The organism is uncultured Turicimonas sp. (assembly GCF_902477955.1).
Taxonomy (GTDB): Bacteria; Pseudomonadota; Gammaproteobacteria; order Burkholderiales; family Burkholderiaceae_F; genus Turicimonas.
The window spans coordinates 1-14,038 of the sequence record NZ_CABSJB010000054.1 but is presented as its reverse complement, the minus strand read 5'-3'; the positions used below and the strand labels follow the sequence as shown (position 1 = coordinate 14,038).

General features: G+C 43.0%; 13 protein-coding genes. 10 read left to right on the top strand and 3 right to left on the bottom strand.

From position 1 onward, the window contains the following. Nucleotides 1-292: 292 nt before the first annotated feature. Nucleotides 293-1,441, bottom strand: a complete 1,149-nt coding sequence (locus RDK53_RS11510; protein WP_308515013.1) for a hypothetical protein — start codon at nt 1,439-1,441, stop codon at nt 293-295. Between the two features lie 5 nt (nt 1,442-1,446). Next, nucleotides 1,447-1,644: a hypothetical protein gene (locus RDK53_RS11505; RefSeq protein WP_308515011.1), complete on the bottom strand. Its 198-nt coding sequence runs from the start codon at nt 1,642-1,644 to the stop codon at nt 1,447-1,449. A gap of 111 nt (nt 1,645-1,755) precedes the next feature. Between RDK53_RS11505 and RDK53_RS11500 the strand changes: the two genes are divergently transcribed. The 4 genes from RDK53_RS11500 (at nt 1,756) to RDK53_RS11485 (ending at nt 5,125) form a co-directional block, all read left to right on the top strand. Continuing rightward, entirely contained in the window at nt 1,756-2,691 is a 936-nt protein-coding gene (locus RDK53_RS11500; protein WP_308515008.1) for a LysR family transcriptional regulator, read from the top strand. A 223-nt stretch (nt 2,692-2,914) separates the two neighbouring features. Then, nucleotides 2,915-3,745, top strand: a complete 831-nt coding sequence (locus RDK53_RS11495; protein ID WP_308515006.1) for an SGNH/GDSL hydrolase family protein — start codon at nt 2,915-2,917, stop codon at nt 3,743-3,745. A 227-nt stretch (nt 3,746-3,972) separates the two neighbouring features. Beyond that, nucleotides 3,973-4,152, top strand: a complete 180-nt coding sequence (locus tag RDK53_RS11490; protein WP_308515004.1) for a hypothetical protein — start codon at nt 3,973-3,975, stop codon at nt 4,150-4,152. A gap of 142 nt (nt 4,153-4,294) precedes the next feature. Next, entirely contained in the window at nt 4,295-5,125 is an 831-nt protein-coding gene (locus RDK53_RS11485) for an ADP-ribosylglycohydrolase family protein (protein ID WP_308515002.1), read from the top strand. A 543-nt stretch (nt 5,126-5,668) separates the two neighbouring features. Here the strand turns inward: RDK53_RS11485 and RDK53_RS11480 are convergent. Continuing rightward, nucleotides 5,669-6,313 carry a pyridoxamine 5'-phosphate oxidase family protein gene (locus tag RDK53_RS11480; RefSeq protein WP_308515000.1) on the bottom strand — a complete coding sequence of 215 codons (645 nt, stop codon included), beginning with the start codon at nt 6,311-6,313 and terminating at the stop codon, nt 5,669-5,671. A gap of 130 nt (nt 6,314-6,443) precedes the next feature. Here RDK53_RS11480 and RDK53_RS11475 point away from each other — a divergent pair, with 130 nt between their 5' ends. From RDK53_RS11475 to RDK53_RS11450, 6 genes are all read left to right on the top strand, one after another. Then, a complete protein-coding gene (locus RDK53_RS11475; protein ID WP_308514998.1) occupies nt 6,444-7,919 on the top strand; it encodes a PLP-dependent aminotransferase family protein in 1,476 nt (491 codons plus the stop codon). Nucleotides 7,920-8,582: 663 nt separating this feature from the next. After that, complete coding sequence (locus RDK53_RS11470; RefSeq protein ID WP_308514996.1) at nt 8,583-9,308, top strand: TenA family protein; 726 nt, start codon at nt 8,583-8,585, stop codon at nt 9,306-9,308. Between the two features lie 122 nt (nt 9,309-9,430). After that, nucleotides 9,431-10,372 carry a DMT family transporter gene (locus tag RDK53_RS11465; RefSeq protein ID WP_308514994.1) on the top strand — a complete coding sequence of 314 codons (942 nt, stop codon included), beginning with the start codon at nt 9,431-9,433 and terminating at the stop codon, nt 10,370-10,372. Between the two features lie 507 nt (nt 10,373-10,879). Then, nucleotides 10,880-12,751, top strand: coding sequence for a PhnD/SsuA/transferrin family substrate-binding protein (locus tag RDK53_RS11460; RefSeq protein ID WP_308514993.1), 1,872 nt, complete (start codon nt 10,880-10,882; stop codon nt 12,749-12,751). After that, nucleotides 12,748-13,380 (top strand): response regulator, encoded by a 633-nt coding sequence (locus RDK53_RS11455; protein WP_308514991.1) that lies wholly within the window; start codon nt 12,748-12,750, stop codon nt 13,378-13,380. The genes RDK53_RS11460 and RDK53_RS11455 overlap by 4 nt, the downstream gene beginning before the upstream one ends. Beyond that, nucleotides 13,373-14,038 (top strand): FAD-dependent oxidoreductase (locus RDK53_RS11450; RefSeq protein WP_308514989.1); only part of this gene is annotated, 666 nt, incomplete at its 3' end. The genes RDK53_RS11455 and RDK53_RS11450, both read left to right, overlap by 8 nt.

Here is a 14,038-nt window from a genome sequence, read left to right as displayed (position 1 = left end):
AAGGTTGGAGTCGATGAAGTGAGAAGCCTCGTCCGAAAGGACGGGGAGATGTCACTTTATTAAGAAATCTTCACTCTTTTCAACTTATGGGTGTAAACGGCCAGGTTTTTCTAATCAAAGATAATGTGGATAGATCGACCAAAAACAAAGCTGCGAAAGAATCAGAGGACATTGAACAGGATGAAGAAGATTAAAGTTCCCTAAAATCTCTTCCGCAAATTCCAGCGTAGTTGAAGCATTAGCTTAAAGAGGCAGGGGCCAGACTAATTGGTCGGCCCCGGTAGGTTATTCTCTAATCCCAATACAAAGAATGACGAGTGGCAATGCCGCACATATTATTCGGCTGCAGCATGAAATATCGATTCCAATTCGGCTGAACGCTGATGTAGTTTCTGCCGTTAGAGTCAACACCGGTGTAAGTAATCATGTAGCGGTCAGGCATGTTTTCTGCTTTGGAAGTATCTTCCCAGTAAATGGTCTGACGCTTACCGTTGGCTTCTTTTGCCATCTTTTCAGCTTCGGCTTTAGTGACCATTTTGCCGCCGCCGTTGTACATCTTTTCAATTTTTTCTAGAGCTCCCGGAAGTGGCTTGGCATTCTGCTGAGGATGAGATTGACCGAATACCTGCTCATTCTTGTAAGCAACGAGGCGGTTGATAATGTTGTCAGGTGAATCTGCCGAATGTTTCCCATCCAAAAATGGATATTCTGCCCGACCGGTTTTGCTGACGGTGTAAGCACAGTTGGTGTCTCTTAATGCTTTCTGATATCCGGGAGCCTCTTCTAATTTGAAATTAGGTTTGGAAGAATCAATGCCGTAGTCGCCATAGACAAAGGCGTTCTTAGGATTGACCATCAAAGGCCGATAAAAGTAGCCGATGATAATCATCTTCTTTGGATCAACAACATAAACATCTTCGTAGGACATGAAGTCACGGATAGCTTGCTCTTTGGCCTTAGCAAGTTCTTGAGGAGTGAGCTTCGGATCGAACTGCCACAGCAAGTTCCATTCCTTAATGGTCGTAAGCGACTTGCTCATAATTTCTTCCAAACGTTTAAGAGCGGCTGCATCTTTGGCAGGATCGCCGGTATTGATGGATTTTGAAGTGATGATTTCAACAGGTCCGTCAAATTGGACGCCATAACTGTCGTAATAGTTATACCCGTGATCCTTAATTTCATTTTCTCGGAGTTGCTTGACCCAAGCAACCGAGACACCGGTGCCGGATTTGGCAGCACGCAAAATTTTCCCGCTGTCTTTGGCAGTGGTTCCGTAGAACAGGAATTTTCCGGTCTCCGGATTGTAGTCAGTGGTCAGTTCGGCGGTAATGTTTTCCGGATGGTTTGCGTAAGAGGTGGCAATAGCATACATATTGCGTCCGCCGCCAATCTTTTTACCGTCAAAAGTACTCGGGCCGGTATAAAGGAAGTCGGCTGCCATATCCTTCAGCAGTTTTTTCCTTCAGGTGTTTTAGTTAAGACAAAAGCACCTGACGTTGCCTCTCGTTTTTGAGTGGCGCCGGAAATGGTTTCAATTTTCTTTGGAGCTGCTCCCGGTTCTGTTTGACTTGCGGTGGTCGCATAAGTGGTTCCAAAAGCTAAAAGAAGAGAGGCTGAAAGAAGAGTAAAAGAAGGACGAAGCATAAGATTCTCCGAGATTAAAGGATTGAGTTCAGCTTTGATTCTATGAACAATCGTTACAATAGGAAATAGCAAAAAGCACAAGTCCGGAATTGCATTTTTTGTAATGTTGCCATGCTGAATAAAGATGATCCTTTTAACGCCAAACATGCTGAGTTTCTTCTTTCCATTGCAGAAACTCGTGCTATCGCTAAGAGCGGAGAAAAGATTGGCTTGACGCCGTCAGCTTCGAGTCGCCTCTTAGAAAAATATAGAAAATTTTTCGGAGATCCTTTGTTTGTTCTTTCCAAAGGTGCTCTTTTGCCGACGGTTTTCTTTCTTCAGATTAAACCGAGACTTCAAGATTTGGTCGAACTTTCTCATAATCTTCGAAATAAAGAATTTTATCTTCCTGCTTGTGAGGAGCATTTTAAATTTTCATGTTCGCCCGGCTTTGCTCCCTCGTTGATGGCTTACGTACTTCCAATAGTTATGAAGGAAGCACCGCTCTGTTCAATTGAACATGTAAGTATTTCGGATAATCCTTTGTCTGTGTTGATGTCTGGCGACATAGACTTATTAATCGGGCGGGCTGTAGGCCTTCCTCCGCAAGCTCATTATTCAGATCTGAAAGCTGGAAAACGATGCATCTTGTTAAGAAAAGATCATCCTTTATGCGAAATCGCTCAAAAGAAAGAATTAACCGTAAAGGACTTAACGGACTTTCGACGAGTCTCGCTTTCTTCAGGAAGAAAACAAGATTGGTTATCGCCGGATGATGAGATATTCTCCGGAAGAAATAAGAACTCAAACATCTTTTTCAAAACCGATCGTCCTGACATGGCTTGGCAAGCCATGACTAAAAGTGATTTGTTTCTCATTTGTACAACCGGAAGCGCAGCAACCGCCTGTACGCTGTATCCGCAGTTAACAACATTGCCGTTGCCGCATAGACTGCACTTCAAAGCACCAAAGATGGCTATTATTTGGTCAGATCTTCATCACAATAATCCCGCTCATAAATGGTTTAGGAATTTGTTTTTAGAATGGGCAAAAGAAACGGTTTCTTGATAACAGAACCAGTGAAAAGCAAGAAAAGGATCTGGAAGCAAGACGTTGCAAATACGCCAATAAGTAATTCGCTTAAATAATGAAAAGATCGCTAGACCGAGCCAACTGATTCGCATTCCAAAAGATTGCATATCTTGCAAAAAGGCTTTTCCATATCAGCATACCCATTTGTCTTCTTCGGTTTCATAATGTTCATTATTTCTCTAGCCCCGAGGAGGTGAACATGACCAAAGTTTTTCGATTTTCTGCTCTCGCAGCATCTTTCCTTCTTTTTGCCTCTTCTGTTTGCGCACTTGAGACAAGCGTCAAACCAGCGATAACCAGCATGGAGGCGCCTACTTCTTACATGACCGTTGGCAATTCCTATACTTACTACTCCAGTGGATTGAACGGTGCCATTAACGGATTAATCAAAGCCGCGGGCATTAAAGTTAAACGCAACCGTATGGTGACAATCGGAGCCGCCGACCTTGGATGGTTTAACGTTTGGGAGCTGGTAAGACCGTCCGGAATGGCTTCAACTTTTGTAGACCATAGTGACGGCGGCAAAATTAAGAAATTTGACTTCACTAAAGAAAAAGTTTTTGATGCTGTTATTCTTCAGGACAACAGTACTGGTCCTATCCATCCGCAAAGAAAAGAAGTATTTGAAAAATATGCCAAGCAGCATGCTTATGATTTGAGATGTTTCGGCATTCAGCCTCTCATCATGATGACTTGGGCCAGAAAGAATAAACCGGAAATGACTGCCCAGCTTGCCGATGCGACAACGAAAGTTGCTAATGAAGCTAATGCCATGGTTATTCCTGTTGGTTTAGCGTTTGCCGAAGCTATCAAGGCGGATCCTTCGCTTGAACTTTATCGTGCGGATAAAACTCATCCTTCGCCGGAAGGTACTTATTTGGAGGCGTGCGTAACTTTTGCCACTATGTTCCATCGCTCTCCGGTTGGCCTCAAATACTATGGAATTGAAAAAGTCGATCCGAAAACAGCTGAATTCCTCCAGAGGGTAGCTTGGCAGACGGTATGTGAATTTTTCGGATGGCAGAAGTAAACCGAAATTACTTAGAACTAGTCTTTCTTAATTGAACTTGGATAAAGAATTGAAGACTGGTTGGCGGGAAGGGCGTTTTTGGGAGTTCTTCCCGCGTGCCTTTTGAAAAAGCAAGGTCAACACTTTTTAGAAGTAAGTCCGGTATCTTTTACACTCTTACCTCGATCCTCCTTTTTTCTAATTTGTTAGAGGTTTGTCGAACGAAATTGAGTTCACGGTCTTCTAATTTGTCTTTTCGTGAAGAAAAATTTGAATCCTCCGCCGACATTTTCGCAAGAGGCGTAGGTGAAGCTGAAGTAACTACCGCCACTATCGCCGTTGCCGCCGCAATTGCTGATTCTGTCCGTGAAGCTTTGGCTATCATTTTGAAAAAACAGATGTTTGCTGCTTTGAGCTTTATTCTGTGAATGAGCAGATTGAACGGCAAAGGAGAGAAGGCTTTTATACGATTGGGGAACATTCATAAAAGGATTTCCGTCTTGCACTCAATCAATCATCTGAAGTGCCATCAAAATGCTTATTAGTTGTTTAATCCCAGAGGAGGTTGATATGACCAAGCTTTTTAAATTCTCTGTTCTCTCGGCCTCTTTTCTTTTAATTGTATCCTCCGTTTCAGCTCTTGAAACCAGGGTTAAACCTGCCGTAACGAGTATGGAAGCTCCTTCTTTATATATGGTGGTTGGCAACTCCTACACTTATTACACCGGCGGATTAAATGGAGTCATCAATGGTCTAATCGAGGCCGCTGGCATTAAAGTTAAGCGCGATCGAATGGTGACAATAGGGGGAGCGGGTCTTGGATGGTTCAATGTTTGGGAGTTGGTAAGGCCGTCAGGAATGGCATCCAGTTATGTAGATTATAGTGACGGCGGAAAAATTAAGAAATCTGACTTTACGAAAGAAAAAGTATTTGACGCTGTTATTCTTCAGGACAATAGCCGTGGGTTTATTAAGCCTCAAAGACAACAAGTTCTTAAAAAATTCGCAAAACAGCATGCTTATGATTTGAGATGTTTTGGAATTCAGCCTCTCATCATGATGACTTGGGCCAGTAAGGACAAACCGGAAATGATGCCTCAGCTTGCCGATGCGACGACGAATGTTGCAAATGAAGCTAATGCCAGGGTCATTCCTGTTGGTTTAGCATTTGCTGAAGCAATCAAGGAAGATCCTTCGCTCGTGCTTCATCGCACAGATAAAACTCATCCTTCACCGGAAGGTACTTATTTGGCCGCTTGCGTAACTTTTGCCACTATGTTTCATCGTTCTCCGGTAGGACTCAAATATTACGGAATCGAAAAAGTCGATCCGAAAACAGCAGAATTTCTCCAGAAGGTAGCTTGGCAAACCGTATGTGAATTTTTCGGATGGCAAAAGTAAACCAAAATTCTTTGGAAGCAGCCTTTCTTAATTGAACTTGGAGAAAGACGTAAGCACTGTCTGAAGGAAAGTTTTTTTGAGGTTTCAAGTTTTCTGAAAGACTCCCTGTTTGTACTTTTTTGTATGACTGTGTTCCCTGAGAACTTTTCTCCGAGGAAAAAGCAATACATGGCGCATGCAAAGTTCCTCTCAAGGACAGAGATTTATTCTGGCTTTGGAACCGCCCCGTCAAAATATCCGTCTTTATGTTTTTAATCATTTTCTTTTCCTCCGAAACTGGACGACATTTCATGAGTACTTTTGCTGAAGGCTAATAAAGTAACAATTACACAGTCAGAATGTTAGGCAATGGAATTGTTGGGTGATTTTTCACTGAGGGTGTTCTCTAGCCCAGGAAGGTACAAAATGGTTAAGCAAGAGATTGTGGGAGACTAATTGATGAAAAAACCTCTGACTAAGAAGGCCAGAGGCTTATACAGAATGCCGGAAGACTTTCGATTTTCTTAATTCTGATTCGAGATATAGGTATTTAATCCGTAAAGATTATTTAGGAACACCTTGCAGCCATGCTGATGTACAGGTGTCATGTAATTCGGTTGCAGAACGGCCTTTTATCCACTCCTTAGCAGCACGTGCCTTGCCGTCAATGTGCTCGATGTCGATTTTCCAAACAGTCGCATATGGACCGCGGACCTTCTTCTGGATATCGTTTCGAGCTTTGGAGTTGGAAGGTGCGTGGCGGGCAAGAATCAAATCGAATGCATGAGCTATTTCTTTCGGATCCGTTACCTTGTGAGCTTTCCCTCGGACAATTGCACTTGCAAAATCCACAGAGTAGCAGCTTCCTAATGTATTGGCTTTAGAAACAAAGGCAACACTGACGTTCGGATTCATGAGCATGTTGTCTTCTTTTCTGCCGCCTTTTGTTCCGGTAGCATGAAAATAGAGATGATCCCCCTCTAAGACCGGTGTGATGGGTACGCCATAGGGATATCCGGCCTTATCACAGGTGGATAGTACGGCGTGATCTGTGGCTGTAATAACTTCTAAGGTTTGTTCTTGATTAAGCTGACGGGCAGTTCTTCTCAAAGGTCTTGTTGCGGTGGAGACCGGAGAGGCTTCCTGCGCATAGATATTCGCGCAAAGAGCGAGTCCTGTACTTGCTGCAAGCATTTGCCTTCTATTCATTGTCATATTTACTCCTTTTATAACTAAGGTGAGTGAGGGCTGGTTGAATCTTTTGTGTAGAAGAATTGTATGTCTGTAATGTAAAATCAAACCCATACAGTTTTGTTCTATTAGCACCCAACAGTTCAAAATGAAAAGAGCCTCGTTAAATTTGGAGTTGAATTTTGATTTCAAAATCGGTTTGGCTGATCAAATAGTTAGCCGGATCACTGAAAAGATTTTGGATGGTTATTTGCAGCCGGGATTGATGCTCCCTAGCATTCGCACTCTGGCGGCACAACTGAAAGTTTCGGTTGACACAGTGGTAAGTGCTTACAAAGAACTTGAAGAACAAGGATTTATTAAGGCCAAACGAGGGTCGGGGTTTGTCGTCCTAAAAAATGAATCGGTACTTATTCAAACAAACGAGAAAAAAACTCCCGCTGTTGCTTCTATCGAAAAAATAAAATTGTCTGAAAGAGCGCGCTTTGCTGAAAAGCTCTCAGGATATTTCGAACGAAATAATTACAAGAATCGACCTTTTGTTGTTTACGGCTCCGGTCTTGCAAAATTGCTTGATAAGGAGTGGACAAAACAAGCCGCTATGGTTGCGAGATCCCCCTGGAATCACACAGACTACAGTGATCCGGCCGGATTTCTGCCTTTAAGAAGAGCTATTGCCGCTCGTTTATTACAGCACCGAGGAATTAAATGTTCTGCGGAGAATGTAATTATTACCAATGGGACAGTACAAAATTTAAATCTTGTGTTTAAAGTTCTCTTCGAACCCGGAGATACCCTGGCGATGGAAAGTCCCTCGGCTTCAATGTTCAGCCAGATTGCATTCTTCAATGGTCTTCATGTTCATCACATTCCGGTAAGTGAAAGAGGCTTAACAAAAGAGCACTTAGAGAGTTTGCCAACTGGTGTACGAGGTTTGTTTGTCTCCCCTGCAAACCAAACGCCTTTGAGTGTAACGATGGAAGAAAACTGCAGGCAGGCTGTATTAGAAAGGGCATTCGCCACAAAAAGCTGGATATTAGAGGCAGATATCGAAAATATTGTGTGGTACAACGGGATGCCTTTAAAACCTTTGAGGGCGGAGGAAGGTTCGGAGCATCGAGTTGTATATATGGACAGCTTTACATTACAGTTTTATCCGGGAATTAAAATAGGCTATTTGGTTGTTCCGGACGGATACGAAAAAGCCTTTGCCGGAGCCAAGTTGATGTCAGACCGCTCAAGTTCGGAACAAAGTCAAGCTATATTGGCAAGGTTCTTGGAATCCTCTTCCTACGACAGCCATCTGCGTAAGCTCAGAAAAAAATTTCGTAATTCCTTAAGTAGTTTGCAAAAAACTATCGCACAACATCTTCTTGGATTTGGACACCTTTCAAATACAAAATGCGGCAGTCATATTGCCTTTCATCTCGACTCTATCCCTGACGTGGAAGCTTCGATAAAGCTAAAAGAAAAAGGTATCTTGGTCAGACCATTAAGCTCTTTTGGTGGCAAATGCTCAAAAATGAACGGTTTCATGATGGGATTTGGTTCTTTCTCCGAGGAAGAAATACAAAAAGCCGTATTAGAAATTAAAGAAGTTTTAAAAACGTTCCTGCATCGGTAACTCATTTTCGGAATTTAAATTTGTCACCCGTTCAAGCATCGGGCAGGATTCTTTTCTGCGTTCAGATTGCTGCCTACTTGAAAACTCATCGAGATAATTAGCTGCATGGTTTTCTGGATTCCAAAATAAAGAAACTTCCCTCGGTATCCTGAGTTCACAGACTTATATCGAGAACTGATCCCAAAAAGCCTTGTCCCCGGTTTCGACTTTGATGAATACGCTGCATTAATCTTCTCCGCAAACCAAGCGCAACTTGAACTCTATGGAAGATTCTTTTCAGCCTTTTAACTACGGTCGTTTGATAATGCGCTGACTTTCTGCACTTTTTATCACGTTGCCAATACGTCAGGAAATTGATGTTGGATGTTGAAGAATTCATGTCAAGTACGGAAATAAAAACGTGTCAAATTAGGAAATGAAATCATGTCAAATAAGGAAACGAAAACGTGTCAAATAAGGAAATGAAAACGTATAACTAACTGAAATTTAATACTTTTGCTGTATTTTCGTTTTTGGTCAGAATTAAAAAAATTAAAGGTTCTAAGACCGACCTGCAGCGACAAAATTTTTGAGGTGTTTTTTCGCATATCATCTGAATTCGAAAGCTGACTGCGCCAGATAATCTTGGCCACTGTAAAATTCATTTTTTCGTGAGCAACTGAAATGATTGATAGAAGAGCTTTTGTATTTGCGTTAGGCACTTGTGTTGTGTACCCGTCCGTTTTTGCTTCCTATCCTAAAGAATGGACCGATGAGGCAGAGACAGATCTCAAAGATTATGTGCACGGTCTTGTGAGTCAGCCTTATCTGAAGGAACTCTTTAACGGAACTTTATCAAAGGCGAGCTTCAATTATTATCTTGAGCAGAACGTGTTCTATTTAAAGGCTTACGCAAGATCTTTGAGTCTGCTGGCCTCCAGATTTTCCACAGAAGATGAAATCCGTTTCTTCTCTCATCACGCGTCCGTGACTATTGATTTGATTTCCTATAGCAGAGAGACTTATCAAAAAGTCAACCAAAAAGAGATGCCGGTCTTAGCAAAACCAGAGAAAACTGTTCTCGATTACGTTAATTTTGAAGCGGCTCATTGCGCCTTCTCAGATCTACCGGTGGCAGCCTCGGCAATGTATCCATGTTTTTGGGTTTATTGGCAAATAGGCATGGAGTATAGAAAAATGAAAAAAGCAACGGAAAACAATCCTTATTCCGATTGGCTGGCAGGTTACTCAGACACCGCTTATGACGAGCAGGTTAAAAAATTTGGAAGGATTTTGAATCGATTGGCCTCCAACTCTTCTTCTGCGACACGAAAGGAGATGCTTGCAGCTTTTGTTTCCGGATGTGGTTACGAAAAATCTTTTTTTGAGGCGTGTTACAAGGTACGGTAGTTAGCGAACTTTGCTGCACGAAAGTGTCGAACCGTTCCGGGCAGTTGTGCCGCGGGACCGAAAGCCCTGATATTGATTAGAATCTACCTCCGGCAGCAGTGAAAAACAGGTGATAATTAAAAATGTTTCTTGGCGTTCTTTTCGGTGTGCTCGGATGTGCGCTGTGGGGGTTAATTTATATTGTTCCGCTTTTGCTCCCGGATTACTCTCCGACGACTATCGCTATGGGACGTTTTGCTGTCTACGGTGCATGCAGTCTCGTGCTTTGTTGGCACTATAGACGAGAGTTATCTGCGCTGAAGGCGTCTGACTGGCTGAAAGCATTTTGCCTTGGTTTTTTCGGCAACGCCGTCTACTATATTTTTCTTACGCAAGGCATTCGATGGGCGGGAGTTCCTACCTCAGGAATGCTAATGGCGCTTATTCCGCTTAACGTGGCGCTTTTGACAAACCGACCTGGTGCAAAAACAAGTGTGGTTGTTCCTTGGCGCCGTCTTTGGCTTCCGCTTCTCATGATTCTCCTCGGTTTGTGGATTGGCAATATTGACGAATTTTCTGAAATTTCTTCTCAAACTTCTTCTAAAGAGTATTGGCTTGGATTCTTTTGTAGTTTCACTGCGATGGCACTTTGGACATGGTTTCCAATCCGCAATAGTCAGTGGCTTATTTCGCATCCTAAGGTTTCACCGGTGGTTTGGACTTGCGCCCAGGGCGGTACAATTTTTCCGGCAGCAGTTCTTTGTTTTTCAGCCGTTAATTTGGACTCTTGGATGAATGGAGCTTCATTTTTTGGTCCCGACCCTGCTGTGTTTATCTGTGTAATGTTGATCGCGGGACTTGCCTGTGGCTGGGGAGGAATGGCACTGTGGAACATGATGAGCGCTAGGTTGCCGGTTGCCTTAAGCGGTCAGATGATTGTTTTCGAGACGATCTTCTCCGTTATTTACGCGTTAATTTATAAACAACAAGCACCGGGATGGACGCTCGTTGTCGGAATTGCTCTTTTATTAAGCGGAGTGTCTTTGTCTCTGAAAGTCTTTCAGGATGCCTCTCGTCCACACTAATTAAGTATTCTGATTTTAATAACATAGGTTGTAGAAATACTTTTCCGAAAAAAAGTAAGATGCAGGGCAGAGGACGCTTCAAGTTAATCGATTAGCCCAAGAAACCAGAAGGTGAATAATTTTCTTTGGTTGCTTTAACTAAAAGATAATCACTAGAGTGGCAACAGACCAGTGGAATATCACAAGAAAAATAAGAAGTCCTGTATTTTGAGATTTTGGCTTCAGCCATAAAAGAAGTTCTCTTCTTCAGGCTTAGAGCTAGGAAGACGGCTTAATTTCTGCTGTATTGCCGGTTTGGTGAGACAAGACAGCAAAAAGGTTATCAGCACTAAGCAAAACCTTTTAGGAACTTCCCTTTAAATCGTCTAATTTCTCACTGGCTCGGCTACAAGAAGATAATGAATGCAGAAAGACTCTCAGTAAAACTCCGAAGGTTGCTGTAAGGTTTTGAAGGCATTCTGAGTTTGAACGATATAATTAAAAATTCAAAAGAATTCACCTCTAATCTTGCGGCACATTACCAGAAAAAATTATTGGATTGCAGGCCTTCTTATCTTCTGTTTTATCTTTCTTTGCGGTGAAGGCTTTGCTGCAGTGTTGCCCGAAACAACTGTATCCGTCAACAAAGAGGCTGCTGCTGGTAAGATTAAAGGCAGTACGGTTCGCGTAGGGATTTTGGATACTATTGATCCTTGGTTTTTTGTATGGTCATTTGGTGACACGATGGAGCATCTGCGTCGCCAAATTCCTAATAAAACAATCAAAAGTTCCGAGTTGTCCTACCAGCAGCTGGAAAAAGCTATCGAGGATAAATCTATTGATTTCTTTATTGCGCCAAGCGGCTTTTTTGCAAAGGTTGCTGAAGATTCCGGTGCACGCCATCTTGCAACGTTCCATAGAGAGTCGGCTCTGGATCCGGGAAAAGCCGTCGGTTCTGTTTTCGTAAAGAAAAAGGGCGATTCAAGGTTTCAGTCTCTCAAAGATTTACGAAAAGCCGTGCTCAGCATTTCAGCGCCAACCTCCTTTGAAGGATGGATTATTGCCGCCGGAGAGCTGCTGAAAGAAGGCCTCGAACCTGAATCTCTTTTATCTAAGGCAATCTTCACAGGTTATGGTCTTCCGGATGTTGCAACTCTCGTTTTGAACGGGAGCGCCGATGTCGGTATTCTTAAAGCTTGTGAGCTTGAACGCCTTATTCTCGAAGGAACGATAGGCCGGAATGATTTAGAAGTGATTGAGGAGAAAAATCAGAATCTTCTTAAATGCAAAGTTAGCTCTGAACTTTATCCTGATGTCGTTTTCGCATCTTTGCCTCATGCTGGTTCAGATCTGGTGCGTGACTTCTCAGTGGCTCTTTTTACGATGCCTAAGGTTGGAGAGGGCCGGTGGGGATTCGCCAGCGACTTCGGTAATGTCAACTCCTTATATCGATCATTAAAGATGGGCCCATACGAGTATTTAAAAGACTCTGCTCCGTCGGCTCTTATTTATAAGTATCGTTTTTTCTTTTATGGACTTGCAGCTCTAATTATTCTTGTCTCGGCCTACATTATCTCAGTCCAAAGAATAGTGAACTCTAGGACCAAAGCTCTCAGAGAAGCTTTAACTAAAGCGCATGAGGCTCAGGAAGAGGCGAGGGCATCCCAAGAAAAGCTTTATCAGTTGGAAAAAGCCGGCGTAGTTCAGGAGCTGTCGGCTATGTTTGCCCACGAAGCTCATCAGCCAATCGCTTCTTTAATGAATTATGCAGGTGGGTTGCGGATGTATCTCAAACAAGAACAAAAGGATCCTTTAGTAGAAGAGGCCCTGACCGAGATATCTTCCCAAGCGGATCGACTGTCTCAAATCATTATGAAAGTTCGGTCGTACGCTAAAAGAGAAGAAAAACATTTTTCTAAGATTGACTTGGCAACGGTTGTCGGCAATGTTATGCGGCACGTAGAGAAAACAAAAAATAGCCGGGTTTCTTTTAAGAAGAAAAATCTGAGCCTGTCGGCTTCTTCAAAAAGCGGTGCCTACGTTTTTGGGGATTCTCTTGAATTAGAGCTGGTGCTCGTTAATCTCATCAAGAATGCTTTAGCAGCGACGGAAAATCTTTCTTCTCCCAAGATTTCGTTAACTATTGAGGACGAAGGTAAATATTGGCTGCTGTGCGTCGAAGACAACGGAAGAAAGTTAACGGAAGAAGAGTTTTCTCGTTTAACGCATCCCGTGAAAAGTCATAAAGCCGACGGTCTGGGACTCGGATTGGCTATCTGTAAAGTGATTGCTGAGTCTCATGGCGGCAAATTAATATTCAAACAAAATTCGAAAGCAGGCTTAAAGGCGTGCCTTCTCGTCCCGAAGTTACTGGAAAAAGAGGATCAGGAAGTCCTATGAAAGAGCTATTTCCCCAAGAGTTATCTCCTTTAGTCAGAATCGTTGATGATGAAGAAACTGTCCGAAACTCCGAAAAATTCATTTTTAGGATCATTGGGCTGGAATCTGAAACTTACGGAAGTGCGGAAGAATTTATAGACAGAGTTGACGAGACCAGACCTGGATGCATTGTCGCTGATCTGCGCATGAAAGAAATTAATGGATTAGAGATGATGACCATTCTGCGTTCTCGTGGAATTAAGCTGCCTATCGTTTTCTTAACGGGGCATGGAACTGTCGATTCTGCTGTACTGGCCTTGAAAAACGGAGCATACGATTTCCTGCAAAAGCCTGTTCAGCCCGAAAGGCTGCAGGAGATTGTTCTTAAAATGATTGAAATTGACAAGGAAAGGAGGGCCAAGGAAAAAGCTGTCGAGGAAAAGCAAAGATTGTTGGCAACCCTTACGGAAAGAGAGAGACAGGTGCTTGAACGGGTTGCTCTGGACCAAATGAACAAAGTCATTGCCTGCGATCTTTCTATTGCTGAGCACACAGTAAAAATTCATAGAGCGAATGCTTTACGCAAACTTGGGGTACGGACGGCAATGGAGGCGGCCAATTTTCTGAAAGAAGCGAGGAGCAATGAATAAAAATAATTCTTCTATTCTGATTCAATCTCGAAGAAAATTTGTCAGAAGAGGCGCAATAGGGCTTGCTGCGTGTATGGCTCCTTTTAGTTGCTTTGGTTTTTCGAATCCGTTCGATTGGTCTAAAAAATTTCAGTTCGATGTAATCGTTATTGGTGCCGGTGCAGCTGGCCTTGCTGCCGCTGTAGAAGCGGCCGATGCAGGTGCTAGTGTTGTAGTTCTGGAAGCGGCCCCAAAAATTGGCGGAAACACTCTAATTTCGGGCGGTTTTTACAGCGCTGTTGATTCCAAAAGACAGACTCAGCAAGGAGTGGAGGATTCGAAAGAACTTTTCTTTGAGCAGACTTTTACTTTTGGAGGAGAACATGCCGATCAAGAATTGGTGCGCCATTTAGTGGAACATGCTACTGAAGGATTGGAATGGCTGGAGAAATTGGGGCAACACTTTAAACCAGAAGTATTTGAACTTTACGGAGCTCATTGGACCCGCAGTCACATTCCTGTTTTGCCTTTAGGGTATGGTTACATAAGAACTTTATCTGGAGCTGCCCTGAGTCGAGGAGTTCAAATTAAAGTCGAGCATTCGGTAAAAGACTTCACAGTTAAAAATGGCAGAGTAACGGGAGTGCTCGTTGAGACCGAGGGCAGAAGGCATGAATTT